At 73.0% G+C, this 17,441-nt stretch carries 18 protein-coding genes; 13 read left to right on the top strand and 5 right to left on the bottom strand.

Features of this window, described 5'->3' with window-relative positions:
* Nucleotides 1–368 precede the first annotated feature (368 nt).
* The 10 genes from infC to AB0E62_RS14145 all read left to right on the top strand — a co-directional run bounded on the left by infC (nt 369) and on the right by AB0E62_RS14145 (nt 11,020).
* Nucleotides 369–1,019: a translation initiation factor IF-3 gene (gene infC, locus AB0E62_RS14190; protein ID WP_362192259.1), complete on the top strand. Its 651-nt coding sequence runs from the start codon at nt 369–371 to the stop codon at nt 1,017–1,019.
* A gap of 124 nt (nt 1,020–1,143) precedes the next feature.
* Nucleotides 1,144–1,338 (top strand): 50S ribosomal protein L35, encoded by a 195-nt coding sequence (rpmI, locus tag AB0E62_RS14185; protein WP_004933563.1) that lies wholly within the window; start codon nt 1,144–1,146, stop codon nt 1,336–1,338.
* A 98-nt stretch (nt 1,339–1,436) separates the two neighbouring features.
* Complete coding sequence (gene rplT / locus AB0E62_RS14180) at nt 1,437–1,820, top strand: 50S ribosomal protein L20 (protein ID WP_006141703.1); 384 nt, start codon at nt 1,437–1,439, stop codon at nt 1,818–1,820.
* A 178-nt stretch (nt 1,821–1,998) separates the two neighbouring features.
* A complete protein-coding gene (locus AB0E62_RS14175; RefSeq protein WP_362192150.1) occupies nt 1,999–2,865 on the top strand; it encodes an RNA methyltransferase in 867 nt (288 codons plus the stop codon).
* A 47-nt stretch (nt 2,866–2,912) separates the two neighbouring features.
* A complete protein-coding gene (locus AB0E62_RS14170; protein ID WP_362192148.1) occupies nt 2,913–4,049 on the top strand; it encodes an ATP-binding protein in 1,137 nt (378 codons plus the stop codon).
* A gap of 129 nt (nt 4,050–4,178) precedes the next feature.
* Nucleotides 4,179–5,300: a phenylalanine--tRNA ligase subunit alpha gene (gene pheS / locus AB0E62_RS14165; RefSeq protein WP_362192146.1), complete on the top strand. Its 1,122-nt coding sequence runs from the start codon at nt 4,179–4,181 to the stop codon at nt 5,298–5,300.
* Nucleotides 5,300–7,813 (top strand): phenylalanine--tRNA ligase subunit beta, encoded by a 2,514-nt coding sequence (gene pheT, locus AB0E62_RS14160; protein ID WP_362192144.1) that lies wholly within the window; start codon nt 5,300–5,302, stop codon nt 7,811–7,813. Before pheS ends, pheT begins: the two co-directional genes overlap by 1 nt.
* Before the next feature lie 173 nt (nt 7,814–7,986).
* Nucleotides 7,987–9,048 carry a PP2C family protein-serine/threonine phosphatase gene (locus AB0E62_RS14155; protein WP_362192142.1) on the top strand — a complete coding sequence of 354 codons (1,062 nt, stop codon included), beginning with the start codon at nt 7,987–7,989 and terminating at the stop codon, nt 9,046–9,048.
* 28 nt (nt 9,049–9,076) lie between these two features.
* Complete coding sequence (locus AB0E62_RS14150; RefSeq protein WP_362192140.1) at nt 9,077–10,417, top strand: transcriptional regulator; 1,341 nt, start codon at nt 9,077–9,079, stop codon at nt 10,415–10,417.
* Nucleotides 10,418–10,483: 66 nt separating this feature from the next.
* Nucleotides 10,484–11,020 (top strand): NUDIX hydrolase, encoded by a 537-nt coding sequence (locus AB0E62_RS14145; RefSeq protein WP_362192138.1) that lies wholly within the window; start codon nt 10,484–10,486, stop codon nt 11,018–11,020.
* On the opposite strand, the gene AB0E62_RS14140 is transcribed toward AB0E62_RS14145, so the two are convergent.
* On the bottom strand, nt 11,017–11,277 hold the full coding sequence (locus tag AB0E62_RS14140) for a hypothetical protein (RefSeq protein WP_030613616.1): 261 nt from the start codon (nt 11,275–11,277) through the stop codon (nt 11,017–11,019). The two genes, AB0E62_RS14145 and AB0E62_RS14140, sit on opposite strands and share 4 nt — an antisense overlap.
* Before the next feature lie 207 nt (nt 11,278–11,484).
* On the bottom strand, nt 11,485–12,345 hold the full coding sequence (locus AB0E62_RS14135; RefSeq protein WP_362192136.1) for a 3-hydroxybutyryl-CoA dehydrogenase: 861 nt from the start codon (nt 12,343–12,345) through the stop codon (nt 11,485–11,487).
* A 387-nt stretch (nt 12,346–12,732) separates the two neighbouring features.
* On the opposite strand from AB0E62_RS14135, the gene AB0E62_RS14130 reads away from it, so the two are divergent.
* Entirely contained in the window at nt 12,733–13,851 is a 1,119-nt protein-coding gene (locus AB0E62_RS14130) for a family 10 glycosylhydrolase (protein WP_362192257.1), read from the top strand.
* Here AB0E62_RS14130 and AB0E62_RS14125 read toward each other — a convergent pair whose 3' ends face one another.
* Both AB0E62_RS14125 and AB0E62_RS14120 read right to left on the bottom strand, forming a co-directional pair.
* Entirely contained in the window at nt 13,852–14,052 is a 201-nt protein-coding gene (locus AB0E62_RS14125; RefSeq protein WP_362192134.1) for a DUF1918 domain-containing protein, read from the bottom strand.
* Between the two features lie 19 nt (nt 14,053–14,071).
* Nucleotides 14,072–14,983, bottom strand: a complete 912-nt coding sequence (locus AB0E62_RS14120) for a DMT family transporter (protein ID WP_362192132.1) — start codon at nt 14,981–14,983, stop codon at nt 14,072–14,074.
* Here AB0E62_RS14120 and AB0E62_RS14115 point away from each other — a divergent pair.
* Nucleotides 14,982–16,415, top strand: coding sequence for a PLP-dependent aminotransferase family protein (locus AB0E62_RS14115; RefSeq protein ID WP_362192130.1), 1,434 nt, complete (start codon nt 14,982–14,984; stop codon nt 16,413–16,415). The two genes, AB0E62_RS14120 and AB0E62_RS14115, sit on opposite strands and share 2 nt — an antisense overlap.
* A gap of 43 nt (nt 16,416–16,458) precedes the next feature.
* Nucleotides 16,459–16,896, top strand: coding sequence for a GNAT family N-acetyltransferase (locus AB0E62_RS14110; RefSeq protein ID WP_362192128.1), 438 nt, complete (start codon nt 16,459–16,461; stop codon nt 16,894–16,896).
* A gap of 9 nt (nt 16,897–16,905) precedes the next feature.
* On the opposite strand, the gene AB0E62_RS14105 is transcribed toward AB0E62_RS14110, so the two are convergent.
* Entirely contained in the window at nt 16,906–17,355 is a 450-nt protein-coding gene (locus AB0E62_RS14105; protein WP_362192126.1) for a DUF6314 family protein, read from the bottom strand.
* Nucleotides 17,356–17,441: the final 86 nt, after the last annotated feature.

Raw genomic sequence — 17,441 nt, 5'->3', positions numbered from 1 at the left:
CCGGCCCGCGGGAGCCCGCCCCGCGGGGGCCGTGCGCACGGTTTGGCACCCTCTGCGGCAACCCTGTAGTCTGGGGGAAACGACCGGCCGGACACCTGCGTGTTCGGCCCACAAGTGGAGGCTCCGATCTCCCACCTGCTCCGTCCTCCGGGACGGCGGGTCCGGTCAGGTGACCGCCATCGTTCCGTACGGGCGATGGAGTCGCCCGAAGCGCGCCCCGCGACATCGCGGCGGTGCTCCGGATGTATGGGAGCCCCGCATGTGATCGTCCGGGGCATTTTTGCTGCTTCGGCGCGGTTAGGTCTAACGAACACAGACGTTACGCGGCTGTCCGCCAGACCGCCGCGTGGTGCTACCGAGGAGGATCCATCAGCGCCGAGCCCCGCATCAACGACCGGATTCGCGTTCCCGAGGTGCGACTTGTCGGTCCCAGTGGCGAGCAGGTCGGCATCGTGCCGCTCGCGAAGGCACTGGAGCTTGCGCAGGAGTACGACCTGGACCTGGTCGAGGTCGCGGCGAACGCCCGTCCGCCCGTGTGCAAGCTCATGGACTACGGGAAGTTCAAGTACGAGTCGGCCATGAAGGCCCGTGAGGCGCGCAAGAACCAGGCGCACACGGTCATCAAGGAGATGAAGCTCCGGCCGAAGATCGACCCGCACGACTATGACACCAAGAAGGGTCACGTCGTCCGGTTCCTCAAGCAGGGCGACAAGGTCAAGATCACGATCATGTTCCGTGGCCGTGAGCAGTCCCGCCCCGAGCTGGGCTACCGACTGCTGCAGCGGCTCGCGGAGGACGTCCAGGACCTCGGTTTCGTCGAGTCGAACCCGAAGCAGGACGGCCGGAACATGATCATGGTCCTCGGTCCGCACAAGAAGAAGACCGAGGCGATGGCCGAGGCCCGTCAGGCGCAGGAGGCCCGCAAGGCCGAGGCGAAGGCGAACCCCGGCAAGTCGCAGAACCCTGCCGAGGCCGAGGCGCCGTCCGAGGCTCCGTCCGAGGAGCCGGCCGAGGCGTGATCCCCGGGGGATGTGCATCCTGTACGTCCCCGAGGATGTAACCGATAGAAGAGAGCGACGCTCCACCGTGCCCGGTTTCCACGACCGGGCACCGGAGCGCCACCGACGAGGAGATAACGGCGCTATGCCGAAGAACAAGTCGCACAGCGGTGCCAGCAAGCGCTTCAAGGTCACCGGCTCCGGCAAGGTGCTCCGTGAGCGCGCCGGCAAGCGCCACCTGCTCGAGCACAAGTCGTCCCGCGTCACGCGTCGCCTCACCGGCAACGCCGAGATGGCCCCGGGCGACGCCGCGAAGATCAAGAAGCTTCTCGGCAAGTGACGCCGCGGCGCCCTGTGAGCGCCGTGCGTCTGGACCGGGACCGAATCGTTTCCGGGTCGTGTGAGGACCCCCACGACCCCGCTACAAGGAGTTAAAAAGTGGCACGCGTCAAGCGGGCAGTCAACGCCCACAAGAAGCGCCGGGCGATCCTGGAGCAGGCCTCCGGCTACCGCGGTCAGCGTTCGCGCCTGTACCGCAAGGCCAAGGAGCAGGTCACCCACTCGCTGGTCTACAACTACAACGACCGCAAGAAGCGCAAGGGCGACTTCCGTCAGCTGTGGATCCAGCGCATCAACGCCGCTGCCCGCGCCAACGGCATCACCTACAACCGCTTCATCCAGGGTCTGAAGGCCGCGAACGTCGAGGTCGACCGCAAGATCCTGGCCGAGCTGGCCGTGAACGACGCGAACGCCTTCGCGGCGCTCGTCGAGGTCGCGCAGAAGGCGCTGCCGTCGGACGTCAACGCCCCCAAGGCCGCGTGACGCTGCGCTGGCTCTAGCCGACGCTCACTTCGGGACCCGCAGGCTGCATAGCTTGCGGGTCCTGTTGTTGGGGCCCGTCGCGAGTCGTCCGGCCGCGGGCCCGTCGTGGTCGCTCGCGCAGTTCCCCGCGCCCCTTGGGGCGCCGTGCAACAGAACTCATCCGAAGGTGAAGAACAACATGCCCCCCGTCAGCCCCGAGCTGATCTCCTCCCGGTCCGCGCGTGTCTCGGCTGCTCGGCGGCTTGCCAAGCGGAACTTCCGGGGGAAGGACCGGCTGTTCCTCGCCGAGGGGCCGCAGGCCGTGCGGGAGGCCGCCGGGCACCGGGGGGCCGACGGCGGCGCGACGCTCGTGGAACTGTTCGCCACCGTCGAGGCCGCCGAGCGGTACGCCGACATCGTCGGGGAGGCGCGGGACGCCGGCGCCCGGGTGCACCTGGCCTCCGAGGAGGTCATCGCCGAGATCTCCACCACCGTCACCCCGCAGGGCCTGGTAGGGGTCTGCCGCTTCCTGGACACCCCTTTCGAGGAGATCCTCGCCGCCCGGCCGAAGCTGGTCGCCGTCCTCGCCCACGTGCGCGACCCCGGCAACGCCGGCACCGTGCTGCGCTGCGCCGACGCCGCCGGCGCGGACGCCGTGATCCTCACCGACGCCTCCGTGGACCTGTACAACCCCAAGGCCGTACGGGCCTCCGTCGGCTCCCACTTCCACCTGCCCGTCGCCGTCGGCGTGCCCGTCGAGCGGGCCGTGGCCGGTCTGAGGGAGGCCGGGGTGCGCATCCTGGCCGCCGACGGGGCCGGCGACCGCGACCTGGACGAGGAACTGGACAAGGGCACCATGGGCGGGCCCACCGCCTGGGTGTTCGGCAACGAGGCATGGGGGCTGCCGGAGGAGACCAGGGCCCTCGCCGACGCCGTGGTACGCGTCCCCATCCACGGCAGGGCCGAGAGCCTGAACCTCGCCACGGCCGCCGCTGTATGCCTGTACGCGTCGGCCCGTGCACAGCGCGCCTCCGGAGGGTGCCGCTCCGTCACCGAGAGCGAGTAGGGTGACCAGCGCGGGGCCCTGCGCCGTCTGAGAGGTGGGGTACGGGGATGAGTGTGGCCGGCACGAGCACCGCGCCGGACGAGGGACGGGACGAACGGGACACACCCGTGCCCCGGCCGGGCGGACACCGGGACCTCGACCCGGACGAGCTGCCCGACGGCCTGGTCATCGCCGACGAACAAGGCCGCGTGACCTGTTTCAACGCCGCGGCCGGGCGCATCACCGGGGTGCCGCCCGCCGAGGCCCTCGGGCAGCCGCTGGAGATGGCGCTGCCATTAGAGGACCTGGAGGGGCGCCGCTGGTGGCAGCTCACCGACCCCTACGGCGGACTGGCCGTCCGGGTCCGGCAGCCGGAGCGCAACCTGCTGCTGCCGGGCGGCCGGGAGGTGCTGGTCACCGCCCGCTACGTGCGCGACGAACCGCTGGGGCCGGTGCGGTCCGTGGTCGTCTCCCTCCGGGACACCGAGGCCCGCCGCCGCACCGAGCGCAGCCACGCCGAGCTGATCGCCACCGTCGCCCACGAACTGCGCTCCCCGCTGACCTCCGTGAAGGGCTTCACCGCCACCCTGCTCGCCAAGTGGGAACGCTTCACCGACGACCAGAAACGGCTCATGCTGGAGACCGTCGACGCCGACGCCGACCGGGTCACCCGGCTCATCGCCGAACTGCTGGACATCTCCCGCATCGACTCCGGGCGCCTCGAGGTCCGCCGCCAGCCCGTGGACATCGGTGCCGCCGTCTCCCGGCACATCCAGGCCTATGTGGCCGCCGGCCAGCCCGCCGAGCGCTTCCTGCTGCGCATCGAACAGCCGCTGCCCGCCCTGTGGGCCGACCCCGACAAGATCGACCAGGTGCTCAGCAACCTCATCGAAAATGCCGTGCGGCACGGCGAGGGAACCGTCACCATTGACGTCACGCCCTCGGCGTCCCCGCGCGAGGGCGAGGAAACCGGCACATCGGTCACGGTGAGCGACGAAGGGCCCGGCATCCCGGAGGAGTCCATGAACCGCGTCTTCACCCGCTTCTGGCGGGGCAGCAAGCGCGGCGGCACCGGACTCGGGCTGTACATCGTCAAGGGCATCGTGGAGGCCCACGGCGGCACCATCACCGTCGGCCGCGCCCAGCGCGGCGGCGCCGAGTTCCGGTTTACCCTGCCCGTGGCGGCCCCGGCGTATCTCGCCTGACGGCCCACGGGCCCTTCGTCCATCCGCGCCCCGTTAGACTCGGCCTTTGGCACCTTTGTGTCCTTCACGCGGCCCTCGCGAGTCGGTGACGGGGACCATCCGCCAGCTAATTCGGAAGCACGGGAAGAGATGTCGGCACCCAATAAGTCGTACGACCCTGTAGAGGTCGAGGCGTTGAAACCGGAAGAGATCGAGCGCATGCGGGACGAGGCGCTCGCCGCCTTCGCCGCCGCGGACTCCCTCGACGCGCTCCACGAGGCCAAGGTCGCCCACACCGGCCCCGCCTCCCCGCTGGCCCTCGCCAACCGCGAGATCGGCGCCCTGCCCCCGCACGCCAAGGCCGAGGCCGGCAAGCGCGTCGGCATGGCCCGCGGCGCCGTCAACAAGGGGCTCGCCGCCCGCCAGGCCGAGCTGGAGGCCGAGCGCGACGCCCGGGTGCTGGTCGAGGAGGACGTCGACGTCACGCTGCCGTACGACCGCGTCCCGGCCGGCGCCCGCCACCCCCTCACCACGCTCTCCGAGCGCATCGAGGACATCTTCGTGGCCATGGGCTACGAGGTCGCCGAGGGCCCGCAGGCCGAGGCGGAGTGGTTCAACTTCGACGCGCTCAACATCGGCCCGGACCACCCGGCCCGCGGCGAGGCCGACACCTTCTTCGTCCAGGGCCCGGACGGCGGCGCCGAGTCCGGTGTGGTGCTGCGCACCCACACCTCGCCCGTGCAGATCCGCTCCCTGCTCGACCGCGAACCGCCGGTCTACGTGATCTGCCCCGGCCGCGTGTACCGCACCGACGAGCTGGACGCCACCCACACCCCGGTCTTCCACCAGGTCGAGCTGCTCGCCGTGGACGAGGGCCTGACCATGGCCGACCTCAAGGGCACCCTGGACCACATGGTCCAGTCCCTGTTCGGCGCGGGCATGAAGACCCGGCTGCGGCCGAACTTCTTCCCCTTCACCGAGCCGAGCGCCGAGATGGACATGCTCTGCTACGTCTGCAAGGGCGACTCCGTCGGCAACCCCGACCGCCCCTGCCGCACCTGCTCGTCCGAGGGCTGGATCGAGCTGGGCGGCTGCGGCATGGTCAACCCGCGGGTGCTCACCGCCTGCGGCGTCGACCCGGAGAAGTACAGCGGCTTCGCCTTCGGGTTCGGCATCGAGCGGATGCTGATGTTCCGCCACAACGTCGAGGACATGCGAGACATGGTCGAGGGTGACGTCCGGTTCACCCGGCCGTTCGGGATGGAGATCTGATGCGGGTCCCGCTTTCTTGGCTGCGGGAGTACGTCGACCTGCCGGCGACGGAGACCGGCCGCGACGTCCAGGCCAAGCTCATTTCGGCCGGCCTGGAGGTCGAGACCGTCGAACAGCTCGGCGCCGACCTCAAGGGCCCGCTGGTCGTCGGCCAGGTGCTGACCATCGAGGAGCTGGAGGGCTTCAAGAAGCCGATCCGCTTCTGCACCGTCGACGTCGGCCAGGCCAACGGCACCGGTGAGCCCCAGGAGATCGTCTGCGGCGCCCGCAACTTCGCGGTCGGCGACAAGGTCGTCGTGGTCCTGCCCGGCGCCACCCTGCCCGGCGGCTTCTCCATCGCCGCCCGCAAGACCTACGGCAAGGTCTCGCACGGCATGATCTGCTCCGGCGACGAGCTGGGCATGGGCGACGACGGCACCCACGGCATCATCGTGCTGCCGCCGGAGACCGAGGTCGGCAAGGACGCCATCGAGCTGCTGGAGCTGGTCGACGAGGTCCTGGACATCGCCGTCACCGCCAACCGCGGCGACTGCCTGTCCATCCGCGGCGTGGCCCGCGAGACCGCCATCGCCTACGGCCTGCCGCTGCGCGACCCGGCCCTGATCGACGTACCGGCCCCGAACGCCTTCGGCTACCCGGTCCAGGTCTCCGAGCCGTACGGCTGCGACCGCTTCACCGCCCGCACGGTCACCGGACTGCGCCCCGAGGCGCGCTCGCCGATCTGGCTCCAGCGCCGGCTGCAGAAGGTCGGCATGCGCCCGATCTCGCTCGCCGTGGACATCACGAACTACGTGATGATGGAGCTGGGCCAGCCGCTGCACGCCTACGACCGGAAGCTGGTCCAGGGCACCATCGGCGTGCGCCGCGCGGAGGAGGGCGAGAAGCTCGTCACCCTCGACGGCGTGGAGCGCACCCTGCACGCCGAGGACCTGGTCATCACCGACGAGCGCGGCCCGATCGGCCTCGCCGGCGTGATGGGAGGCGCCCACACGGAGATCGCCGACCACGAGGACGTGGAGAACGCGACGACCGAGGTGGTCATCGAGGCCGCCCACTTCGACGCCGTCGCCGTCGCCCGTACGGCCCGCCGGCACAAGCTGCTCTCCGAGGCGTCCCGGCGCTTCGAGCGCGGTGTCGACCCGCAGGCCGCCGCCGCGGCCGCGCAGCGCACCGTCGACCTGCTGGTCCTGCTCGCGGGCGGCACGGCGGAGGCCGGTGTCACCGAGGTCATCGCGCCCTCGGCGCCGCACACCGTCACCATCCCGGCCGACCACCCGGACAAGGTCGCGGGCGTCACCTACGGCCGTGAGACGGTCGTCCGCCGCCTCCAGGAGGTCGGCTGCGACGTCTACGGACAGGACGAGCTGATCGTCACCGTCCCGTCCTGGCGGCCCGACCTGGCCGACCCGAACGACCTCGCCGAGGAGGTCATCCGCCTGGAGGGCTACGAGAACCTGCCCTCCACGCTGCCCAAGCCGCCCTCCGGCCGGGGCCTGACCCACCGTCAGCGGCTGCACCGCCGGGCCGGCCGCGCGCTGGCCGGCGCCGGGTACGTCGAGGCGCCGAACTACCCCTTCGTCAGCGAGCAGGTCTTCGACCAGCTCGGGCTGGCGGCCGACGACCCGGCCCGCCGGGTCGTCAAGCTGGTCAACCCGCTCAGCGACGAGGAGCCCGCACTGCGCACCTCGCTGCTGCCGGGCCTGCTCGGCGCCCTGCGGCGCAACGCGGGCCGGGGCGCGCACGACCTGGCGCTGTTCGAGACCGGCCTGGTCTTCCACCCGCGCGAGGAGAACCGTGCCGCCGCGCACCTGCCCGTCGACCGGCGGCCCACCGACGAGGAGATCGCCGCGCTGAACGCCGTGCTGCCCGAGCAGCCGCGGCACGCGGCCGTCGTCCTGGCCGGGGCGCGCGAGCAGGCCGGCTGGTGGGGCAAGGGCCGCCCGGCGGACTGGGCCGACGCCGTCGAGGCGGCGCGCGCCCTGGCCCGCGAGGCCGGCGCGGAACTGGTCGTGCGCAAGGGCCAGTACGGCCCCTGGCACCCTGGCCGGTGCGCCGAGCTGGCCGTCGTCGTCGACGGCGCCGAGAAGGTCGTCGGCCACGCGGGCGAGCTGCACCCGCGGGTCCTGAAGACCCTGGGCCTGCCCGAGCGCACCTGCGCGATGGAGCTGGACCTGGACGCCCTGGAGGCGGCCGGCGACGGCGTGCCGCAGGCCCCGGGCATCTCCACGTTCCCGGTCGCCACGCAGGACGTCGCCCTCGTCGTCGACAAGCCCGTACCGGCCGCCGAGGTCGAGGCGGCGCTGCGCGAGGGCGCGGGCGAACTGCTGGAGTCCATCCGGCTGTTCGACGTGTACGAGAACGCGGAGCAGCTTGGTGACGGCCGCAAGTCGCTCGCGTACGCGCTGCGGTTCCGGGCGGGCGACCGCACGCTGACCGTGGACGAGGCGTCCGCGGCCCGGGACGCGGCGGTCGCCCTCGCGGGCGAGCGGACCGGCGCGGTACTGCGCGGCTGAGCGCCACCTCCCCGTCCGAGCCGCATAAATGCGACTCGGACGGGGTGAAGCTCACTCATTCGAGTGGGAACCCAAGGTGATCCGGTCCGCCCGGAGCCTGGGCTCGACAGAATCGGACCGGCCTTTCGGGGCCGGTCCGTCTGCTCTGTCAGGCTCACACGGGGGACCACAGCATGATCCGCATCAAGGCACGGGCGCCCACCGGGCGGGCAACCCTCCTGCCCACGGTCTGGGGAGCCGTCGCGGTCGGCTACAAGGTGGGCTGCCCGCTCGCCCAGCAGAACGGGCTCGGGGCGCGCATCGTCACCAGCGCCGTCTTCTTCGCCGTCGGCACCGGCCTCGTCCTGCATGTCCGCCGCACCCTGCTCCGGGAACTGCGCATCGCCCGCCGGGTCGCGCGGGCCGCGCAGAGCGTCGTCCTGCGTCCACCGCCCCCGCGTCTGGACGGGATCGCCGTCGCCGCCGCCCAGCTCTCCGCCGACCGGGGCGCGAGTGTGGGCGGCGATCTGTACGAGGCCCTCGCCACCGAGCACGGCGTCCGCGTGGTGATGGGGGACGTGCGGGGCCACGGTCTGGCCGCCCTCGGCACCGTCGCCGCCCTGCTCGGCAGCTTCCGCGAGGCCGCCCACGACGAGGCCGGCCTGGACCGGGTGCTGCGCCGGCTGGACCGCGCCCTCGCCCGCCACCTGCGCGAACGCGCCCGCGCCGAGCACCCGGCGCACGGCGGCGCGGAGCCGGACACCCCGGTCGCGGAGGAGTTCGTCACCGTACTGCTGCTGGAGATCGGCCGGGACGGCGAGGTGCGCGCCCTCAACTGCGGCCATCCGTGGCCGTATCTGCTCAGCGGCACGACGGTCGGCCCCCTCTCGCACCTCGATCCGCTGCCGCCGCTCGGGCCGTTCCCCCTGCCGGCCGAGCTGACGGCCCGGTCCTGCGGCCGGCTGCTGCCGGGGGAGTCCCTGGTGCTGTTCACGGACGGGGCCGAGGAGGCCCGGGACGCGCGGGGGCGCCTCTTCCCGCTCCCGGAGGTGCTGGCGGACGCGGTGCGCGAGCAGCCGGCCACCCCGCGGAGAGTCCTGCGCACGGTCTTCCGCGCCCTCCTCGCCCACACGGGCGGCACCCCCGACGACGATGTCGCCCTCCTGGTGCTGGGCAACGCGCGCGGGCGCACGCCCCGGCCGGCGGCCGCGGACGCCCCGTTCACACCCCGTGTGAACGCGGGGCCACTACGCTGAGCGCACCAGGCCACTCAGGGGACATCCCATGCAGCCCAACACTCTGCTCGACGCCATCCTGGACGAGGCGGGCATCTCGCACGCCGGTCTCGCCGCCCACGTCAACCAGGCGGGCCGCGCCCGCGGTCTCGCGCTGCGGTACGAACACACCGCCGTGGCCCGCTGGCTGAAGGGCCAGCGCCCCCGCGGCCAGGTGCCCGACCTGATCTGCGAGGTCCTCGCGGCCCGGCTGCAGCGACCGGTCACGCTGGACGACATCGGGCTCGGCGTGCCCGGCGGGCCGGGCAGCCCGCACGCCGGCTCGCTGGGCGGGTTCGTGGAGCGGGCCACCGCCCTGTGGCGGTCGGACGAACAGCAGCGGCCCCATGTGCTGGGCGTCCCCGCGGTCACCGGCACCCCGGCCGTGATGCCGGTGTGGGAGTGGGAGAACCCGCCCGAGGACATCGACGTCTCGCGGGGCGGCCGGCAGCGGGTCACCGCGGCCGACATCGAGGTGCTGCGCGCCGCCCGGGCGCACTACGAGCAGATGTACCGCAAGGCCGGCGGCATCGCCACCCGCACCCGGATCGTCGGCTTCCTCAACGCCGAGGCGGCGCCGCTGCTGCGGGGCAGCTACCCCGACGCCACCGGCCGCCAACTGCACCGGGCCACCGGCGCCCTGGTGGCGATCGCGGGCATCTGCGCGTACGACTCCGACGCCCACGGCCTCGCCCAGCGCTACTTCCACCAGGCGCTGCGCCTCGCCAAGGCCAGCGGGGACCGCGGGCTGGGAGCCTATGTCATCGCGCTGCTGGTCAACCAGTCGCTGTTCATGCGGGAGTACCGGCAGGCCGTCGCCTTCGCCGAGGCCGCGCTGCGCACCGCCGGCCGGCACATCACCCCGGCGCTCGCCTCCGATCTGTACGCGATGCAGGCCAAGGCGTACGCCCACCTCGGCGACAGCGCCGGCGCGCTGGCCCGCATCCGGCGCGCGGAGACGGCGGCCGAGCGGATCCGGCGCGGCCACGAGCCCGACGAGACCGGGTATGTGCAGCCCGGGCTGGTCAATGTGCAGGTCGCCGAGGCGCTGCTCAGCCTCGGTGACCTGACCGGTGCCCGGGAGCACGCGGCGACGGCCGTCGGCACCCCCGCCCACGACCGGGGGCGGGTGCACCGGCTCGCCATGCTCAGCACCATCGAGCTGCGCCGGGGCAACGCCGACCAGGCGGTGGCCACCGCCGTGCAGATGGCGGAGCAGGCCCGCGGCACGGAGTCCCAGCGGCTGCGCGACCGGCTGCGCGCGGTGCGCGAACATCTGGTGCGGTGCGGCTCGGCCGGCACCGCCGAGGCCGCCGAACTCATCGACGGAGCGCTGCGCGTGCCGCTGTAAGGCCCACTGTGGGGTACACGGTCTCTGCTGCGATATTGCCACTCACCCGACGGAAGGTGGCATACCGTGCAGTGGACGAAACACTGTGAAAAAACCGTGTATGAGACCCGCTGGTTCCGTGTCAACCTCGCGGATGTCGAACTGCCGGACGGCCGGCACCTCGACCACTTCGTGATCCGGCTGCGGCCGGTGGCCGTGGCGACGATCGTCAACGAGGCGAACGAGGTGCTGCTGCTGTGGCGGCACCGCTTCATCACCGACAGCTGGGGCTGGGAGCTGGCGGCGGGCGTCGTCGAGGACGGCGAGGACATCGCGGGCGCCGCGGCCAGGGAACTGGAGGAGGAGACCGGCTGGCGACCGGGGCCCCTGCACCACTTGATGAGCGTGGAGCCGTCCAACGGCCTCACCGACGCCCGGCATCACGTGTACTGGTCCGACCGGGGCGAGTACGTCGGGCATCCCGTGGACGACTTCGAGTCGGACCGGCGGGAATGGGTCCCCCTCAAACTCGTCCCCGACCTCATCGCCCGTGGGGAGGTCCCGGCCGCCAACATGGCGGCCGCGTTACTTCTGCTGCACCACCTCAGGCTCGCCGAGGGCTAGTGGGCCGACAGCGCCTGCCAGAGCGTCACCACGAGCGCGCCGAGCGCGGTCAGCGCGGCGAGCGAGGGCAGCGGCCAGCGTGCGTGTTCCAGCGAGGCCATCCGGGAGTTCAGGTCGTCCAGTTCCTTGGCGGTCTCCTCGGTGCGGTGGCGCAGCAGCGCCAGTCCTCCCTCGACTCTGGCGTAGGCCACGTCGAGGCGGCGCCGTAACTCTGCGAGTTCTCCATGGACCACGGGATGCTCCGGTTCGGCGGTCACGGGTCCGCTCCTTTCGGTGGTCGAAATGAATGGTTCCGCATCCCTTGCATGCGCATGCTGAGTCAACTCGCCTGGTGGGCGCGTGGGGAGCGTGTGCGGCGGGCATCTGCGTGCCCGGCGCGCACACGGTGTGTGAAAGAGACGGGCCCGGCACCGTACTCCGGTGCCGGGCCCGTCGGGCGTCGCTCTTGGTAATCAGCCGTGGGTTCAGCCGTAGGTGTAGAAGCCCGACCCGGTCTTCCGGCCGAGCCGGCCCGCCTCCACCATGCGCTGGAGCAGCGGGGGAGCGGCGTACAGCGGCTCCTTGTACTCGGCGTACATCGAGTTGGCGATGGAGACGATGGTGTCCAGGCCGATCAGGTCGGACAGCTTCAGCGGGCCCATCGGGTGGGCGCAGCCCATCTCCATGCCGTTGTCGATGTCCTCGCGGCTCGCGATGCCGGACTCGAACATCCGGATCGCGGACAGCAGATAGGGCACCAGCAGCGCGTTCACCACGAACCCGGAGCGGTCCTGGGCGCGGATGGCGTGCTTGCCGAGCACCTTCTCGGCGAAGACCTGGGCGCGGCTGAGCGTGCCCTCGGAGGTGGTGAGCGCGGGGATCAGCTCGACGAGCTGCTGTACCGGGGCCGGGTTGAAGAAGTGGATGCCGACGACGTGGTCCGGGCGGGCGGTGGTCACCGCCAGCTTCACCAGCGGGATCGAGGAGGTGTTGGAGGCCAGGATGGCGTCCGGCCGGGTCACCACCTGGTCGAGCACCTGGAAGATCTCGGTCTTGACCTGCTCGTTCTCGACGACGGCCTCGATCACCAGGTCACGGTCGGAGAACTCGCCGAGGTCGGTGGTGAAGCTCAGCCGCGCCTGGGTGGCGTCCCGCTCGGCCTCGCTGATCTTGCCGCGCTCGGCGGCCTTGGCCAGGGAGTTGTACAGCCGGGTACGGCCGATCTCCAGGGCCTCGCCGGTGGTCTCGGCGACCTTCACGTCCAGTCCCGCACGGGCGCAAACCTCGGCGATGCCGGCGCCCATCTGGCCGCAGCCCACGACTCCGACGCGCTCGATGTCGGTCACATCGTCCCCTTCGCTGGTCTTCCGGCTGGCTGGCAGGATCTCCGGGTTCCGGCGCCTGCTCCGATCGTGCACGTTACCGCCAAGTATCGATGATCGATCGCCCGGGTGGGGTGCATCCTGGAGCGCGGAACGATCCGTGACCGAGCGGATCCACAGCGTACGGGGAGGTGCCCGGTGGTGTGTGTCTCACGGCGGACCCTCGCCCGCGCCGCGTTGTCCGTCCTGGCCACACCGGCCCCCGGGCCGGCCGCATCGCGGGCCGTCCCGGGAACACCGGGGGCCGCCGTTCCCCCTCCGGGCGCGACGCCGGCCGGGAGACCCGCTCCCGGCGTGCGGACCGCCGCCGCGGCGCCGGGCCCGCCCCGTCCGCCGCGGGCGCCCGCCGGGATGCGGGGCGTCTGGATCGCCACCGTCGCCAACCGGGACTGGCCCTCGCGGCCCGGCCTCCCGGCGGACCGGCAGCGGGCCGAGCTGACCGCCCACCTCGACCGCGCGGTCCGGTACCGGCTCAACACGGTGATCCTTCAGGTCCGCCCGGCCGCCGACGCGCTGTGGCCGTCGCCGTACGAGCCGTGGTCCGAGTGGCTCACCGGCACCCAGGGCCGCGACCCGGGCTGGGACCCGCTGGGCACGGCCGTCGAGGAGGCCCACGCCCGGGGCCTGGAACTGCACGCCTGGTTCAACCCGTACCGGGTCGCGAACCACACCGACCCCTCCCGGCTGGCCCCCTCCCACCCGGCCCGCAGGCACCCCGGCTGGGTGGTGCCGTACGGCGGCCGGCTGTACTACAACCCGGGGCTGCCCGAGGTCCGTGCCTTCGTGGAGCGGGCGATGCTGGACGCGGTCGCCCGCTATCCGGTCGACGCCGTCCACTTCGACGACTACTTCTACCCCTATCCGGTCGCCGGGCAGACCTTCGACGACGACGCGGCCTACGACCGTCACGGCGGGGCCTTCCCCGGCCGGGCCGCCTGGCGCCGGGACAACATCGACACCCTGGTGCGGGAGACGGCCGCGGGCATCCGCCGGGTCCGGCCCGGCACCCGGTTCGGGATCAGCCCCTTCGGCGTCTGGCGCAACGCCGACACCGACCCGCGCGGCTCGGAGACCCGGGCGGGCGTCCAGACGTACGACGACCTGTACGCGGACACCCGTACCTGGGTCCGCGAGCACTGGATCGACTACGTCGTCCCGCAGCTGTACTGGCACATCGGCCACGCCACGGCCGACTACGCGGCGCTCGCCGCCTGGTGGTCCGAGGCGGCCCGGGGTACAAAGACGCGGCTCTACCTGGGGGAAGCCCTGTACAAGGCGGGCGACGCCGGGCAGCCGTCGGCCTGGCAGGACCCGGTCGAGCTGTCCCGGCACCTCACCCTCGCCGCCCGGTACCCGCAGGTGCGCGGGCACGTCTTCTTCGCCGCGGCGGACGTGGCGGCCGACCCCGCCGGGGCGATGGCACGGGTGGTCGCCGACCACTACCGGGGGCCGGCGGGGCAACCGCGCTGACTACCGCTGTTGCTGCTCCCGCCCGTGCTTGACCTGGCAGTCGGGTCCGGGGGACATGATCGTCTCGTGTCCGTTCTCGGCGCGGACACGGTAGGGCGGGGTGCCGTCGGGGCCGAGGACCTCGACCACTTCCACGACATGGTCGTGTTGGCCGACCACCCTGCCGTGCTGGACCAGCCGGTCGCCCTTGGATGCGTGCATCTGACAGGCCTCCTCATGCTCACGACCGCTGCGTGACGGCGATGCACACGAGCACGGCCACGGCGGTCAGCGGTGCGGCCACCGTGAAGTGTTCGCCCAGCAGCAGCGCCGACCACACCAGTGTGAGCAGGGGCTGGGCCAACTGCAACTGACTGGCCCGAGGGATGCCGATGGCCGCCATGCCCCGGTACCAGACCACCAGGCCGGCGAACTGCGAGCCGAGGGCCACCCACAGCAGTCCGGCGATGCCGTGCCCGGTGAGGTGCACCGGCTCGTACGCCAGCGCCACCGCGGCGGCCGGCAGGCTGAGCGGCAGACACAGCACCAGGGCCCAGCCGATGACCTGCCAGCCCGGCATGACCCGGGCCAGCCGGCCGCCCTCGGTGTAACCGGCCGCGCACACCAGCAGCGCCGCGAAGAGACAGCCGTCGGCCGTGGTGAGCGCGCCGCCGCTCTGGGTGAGGGTGAAGGCGATCACGGCCGCCGCGCCCGCCACGGCCGCCAGCCAGAAGCGGCGGGAGGGCCGGGCGCCGGTGCGCAGGGCCGAGAACACGGCGGTGGTCAGCGGCAGCAGCCCCACCACCACGGCCGCGTGGGCGGTGGTGGACGTCTCCAGCGCGAGCGTGGTCAGCATCGGGAAGCCCAGCACCACGCCGGCGGCGACCACGGCCAGCCCGGCCAGCTGGCGGCGCGCCGGGAGCCGTACCCGCAGTGCCAGCAGACAGCCCCCGGCCACCACCGCGGCGAGGACCGCGCGCACCGCCACCAGCGACCACGGGCCGAAGCTCTCCAGGCCCCAGGCGGTCGAGGGGAAGGTCAGCGAGAAGGCGACCACGCCGAGACCGGCCTGGAGGGTGCCGGCGCCCCGCAGGTCCCCGGGGGCGGCGACTGCTATCGGGCTCGCGGCAGTAGCGCTACTCTGTGTTCTCATGCAGCAGCGTAGCAGCGTGGGGGAATTGGCGGAACAGCTCCGACGGGAGCTTGACCGCTACTCCCCTGGAGGAAAGCTCCCGTCGAGCCGGGCGCTGGTCGAGCGGTTCCGGGTCAGCCCGGTGACCGTCTCCCGGGCCCTCGCCCAGCTCGCCGCCGAGGGGCTGGTGGTCACCCGGCCCGGCGCCGGCGCCTTCCGGGCCCGGCCGCACCGCGCGGAGGGCCCCGCCGGGGACACCTCCTGGCAGGAGGTCGCCCTCAGCGCCGACGGCGCCGCCGACCTCGTCCCGCGCACGGTGGACGCCTCGGGCGTCACGGTCTCGCTCGCCGCCCCGCCGCCCGGGGTGCTGGAGTTCAGCGGCGGCTATCCGCATCCCTGTCTGCAACCGGAGCGGGCCATGGCGGCGGCCCTGGCCCGGGCCGGCCGGCGGCCCGGCGCCTGGGAGCGGCCGCCGCTGGAGGGGCTGCCCGAGCTGCGGGAGTGGTTCGCGCGCGGGATCGGCGGCGCCGTCACCGCCGCCGAGGTGCTGATCGCCGCGGGCGGCCAGGCGGCGCTGGCCACCGCGCTGCGCGCGCTCGCCCCGCCCGGCGCGCCGGTGCTGGTGGAGTCGCCCACCTACCCGGGCATGCTCGCCCTCGCCCGCGCGGCCGGCCTGCGGCCCGTCCCGGTGCCCGTGGACCCCGACGGGGTGCGCCCCGACCTGCTCGCGGACGCCTTCCGCGCCACCGGCGCCCGGGTCTTCGTCTGCCAGCCGCTGTTCCAGAACCCGACCGGTGCCGTGCTGGCCCCCGCCCGGCGCGCCGAGGTGCTGCGCATCGCCCGCGCGGCCGGCGCGTTCGTCGTCGAGGACGACTTCGTGCGCCGTCTCGTGCACGCCGACGCCGGACCGCTGCCCCGCCCGCTCGCCGCCGACGACCCGGACGGCGTGGTGGTGCACGTCGGCTCGCTCACCAAGGCGACCTCGCCCAGCTTCCGGGTGAGCGCGCTGGCCGCGCGCGGGCCAGTGCTGGAACGCCTGCGCGCGATCCAGGTCGTGGACAGCTTCTTCGTGCCCCGCCCGCTCCAGGAGGCCGCCCTCGAACTCGTCGGCTCCCCGGCCTGGCCGCGCCATCTGCGGGCGCTGTCGGCCGAGCTGAAGACCCGCCGCGACGCCATGACCGGCGCGCTCGCCCGGGAACTGCCCGAGCCGGCCCTGCCGCACATCCCGGCCGGCGGGTACCACCTGTGGCTGCGGCTGCCCGAGGGCGTGGACGAGGCCGCGCTGACCGCGGCGGCGCTCCGCGCGGGCGTCGCCCTCACCCCGGGCCGCCCCTACTTCAGCGCCGAACCGCCCGCCGCCCACCTCCGGCTGAGCTTCGCGGCGGTGGCGGGCACCGGGGAGATCGCGGAGGGAGTGCGGCGGCTGCGGACGGCGTACGAGGAGGTGCGGTGAAAACCGCTGGGCCGTACGGGGACCGACCTGTGAGGATCATCGTATGAGCGATGCACCCGACCTTCCCGAAGGCTACGAGTTCTCCGCCGACCCCGGCCGTGTCGACGCCGACCGTGTGCACGGCTGGCTGTCGTCCGACGCGTACTGGGCGCTCGGCCGCTCCCGTGACATGCACGAGCGGGCGATGGCGTCCTCGCTGAACTTCGGGGTCTACGCCACGGGGACCGGGGAGCAGGTGGCGTACGCCCGCGTGGTCACCGACCGGGCGCTGTTCGCCTGGCTCGCCGATGTGTACGTCGACCCCTCGGTGCGCGGCAAGGGCGTGGGCACCGCGTTCGTCGGCCGGATCCGCGACCACCTGGCGCCCTTCGGGCTGCGCCGGCTGCTGCTCGCCACCGAGGACGCGCACGAGGTGTACGCCAGGCTGGGCTTCCGGCCGCTGGAGCGCCCGGAGCAGTACATGGCGCACTCCTTCGAGTGAGCGCCCGGCTCAGTCCCCGCGGGTGTAGTCCGTGGTGAGTACGAGGTCCTTGGCCGGGCCGCCGACCCGCCACACCGTGCGCCAGCGGCCGGCGTCCAGGACGGTGAACTCGCCCCGGTAGAGGTCGGCGGCGCAGGGGTGGTCGGCGACATGCCGGCCCGTGGTCAGGTCGAGGTCGTGGAAGGGCCGCCCGTCCGCGAAGCGCACATCCGCCCGGCCCGGCGCGGGCCCCGGCAGGAACCGCAGCGTCCGCCCGGCCGGCCGGGCCGTCCCGTGCCAGGTGAAGACGCCGGACTCCTCGTGCAGCAGGCCGCCGCCGTCCAGCGGGCCGAAGACGGTGGTCCCGGCGAAGTGCCCCTCGTCGCCACTCGCCAGGTCCCGCACCGTGCGCTCGACGCGCCAGCGACCGGACAGATAGGCCAGCGCGTCGGCCACCGGCCAGAACTCGTCCTCACGCATCCCTTGCGGCCTGCCCCTCTCTCCGTGCGGTCTCGGTCCGCCCCATTGACGTGCTCATACCCCTTCCCTATCTTGCCGTTCGAAGT

Source organism: Streptomyces sp. NPDC038707 (genome assembly GCF_040636485.1).
Lineage (GTDB): Bacteria > Actinomycetota > Actinomycetes > Streptomycetales > Streptomycetaceae > Streptomyces.
Note: the sequence above shows the minus strand (reverse complement) of the source record. Positions and strands in the feature narration are given on the sequence as shown.

What these genes read in the sequence shown, in the direction of transcription:
- AB0E62_RS14155 (WP_362192142.1), top strand. Translation starts at nt 7,987, where the DNA reads ATGATCCGCATCAAGGCACGGGCGCCCACCGGGCGGGCAACCCTCCTG.
- AB0E62_RS14120 (WP_362192132.1), bottom strand. Translation starts at nt 14,983, where the DNA reads ATGAGAACACAGAGTAGCGCTACTGCCGCGAGCCCGATAGCAGTCGCC.
- pheS (WP_362192146.1), top strand. Translation starts at nt 4,179, where the DNA reads ATGTCGGCACCCAATAAGTCGTACGACCCTGTAGAGGTCGAGGCGTTG.
- AB0E62_RS14125 (WP_362192134.1), bottom strand. Translation starts at nt 14,052, where the DNA reads ATGCACGCATCCAAGGGCGACCGGCTGGTCCAGCACGGCAGGGTGGTC.
- AB0E62_RS14130 (WP_362192257.1), top strand. Translation starts at nt 12,733, where the DNA reads ATGCGGGGCGTCTGGATCGCCACCGTCGCCAACCGGGACTGGCCCTCG.
- AB0E62_RS14150 (WP_362192140.1), top strand. Translation starts at nt 9,077, where the DNA reads ATGCAGCCCAACACTCTGCTCGACGCCATCCTGGACGAGGCGGGCATC.
- AB0E62_RS14115 (WP_362192130.1), top strand. Translation starts at nt 14,982, where the DNA reads ATGCAGCAGCGTAGCAGCGTGGGGGAATTGGCGGAACAGCTCCGACGG.
- AB0E62_RS14175 (WP_362192150.1), top strand. Translation starts at nt 1,999, where the DNA reads ATGCCCCCCGTCAGCCCCGAGCTGATCTCCTCCCGGTCCGCGCGTGTC.
- AB0E62_RS14110 (WP_362192128.1), top strand. Translation starts at nt 16,459, where the DNA reads ATGAGCGATGCACCCGACCTTCCCGAAGGCTACGAGTTCTCCGCCGAC.
- rpmI (WP_004933563.1), top strand. Translation starts at nt 1,144, where the DNA reads ATGCCGAAGAACAAGTCGCACAGCGGTGCCAGCAAGCGCTTCAAGGTC.
- AB0E62_RS14170 (WP_362192148.1), top strand. Translation starts at nt 2,913, where the DNA reads ATGAGTGTGGCCGGCACGAGCACCGCGCCGGACGAGGGACGGGACGAA.
- AB0E62_RS14105 (WP_362192126.1), bottom strand. Translation starts at nt 17,355, where the DNA reads ATGCGTGAGGACGAGTTCTGGCCGGTGGCCGACGCGCTGGCCTATCTG.
- pheT (WP_362192144.1), top strand. Translation starts at nt 5,300, where the DNA reads ATGCGGGTCCCGCTTTCTTGGCTGCGGGAGTACGTCGACCTGCCGGCG.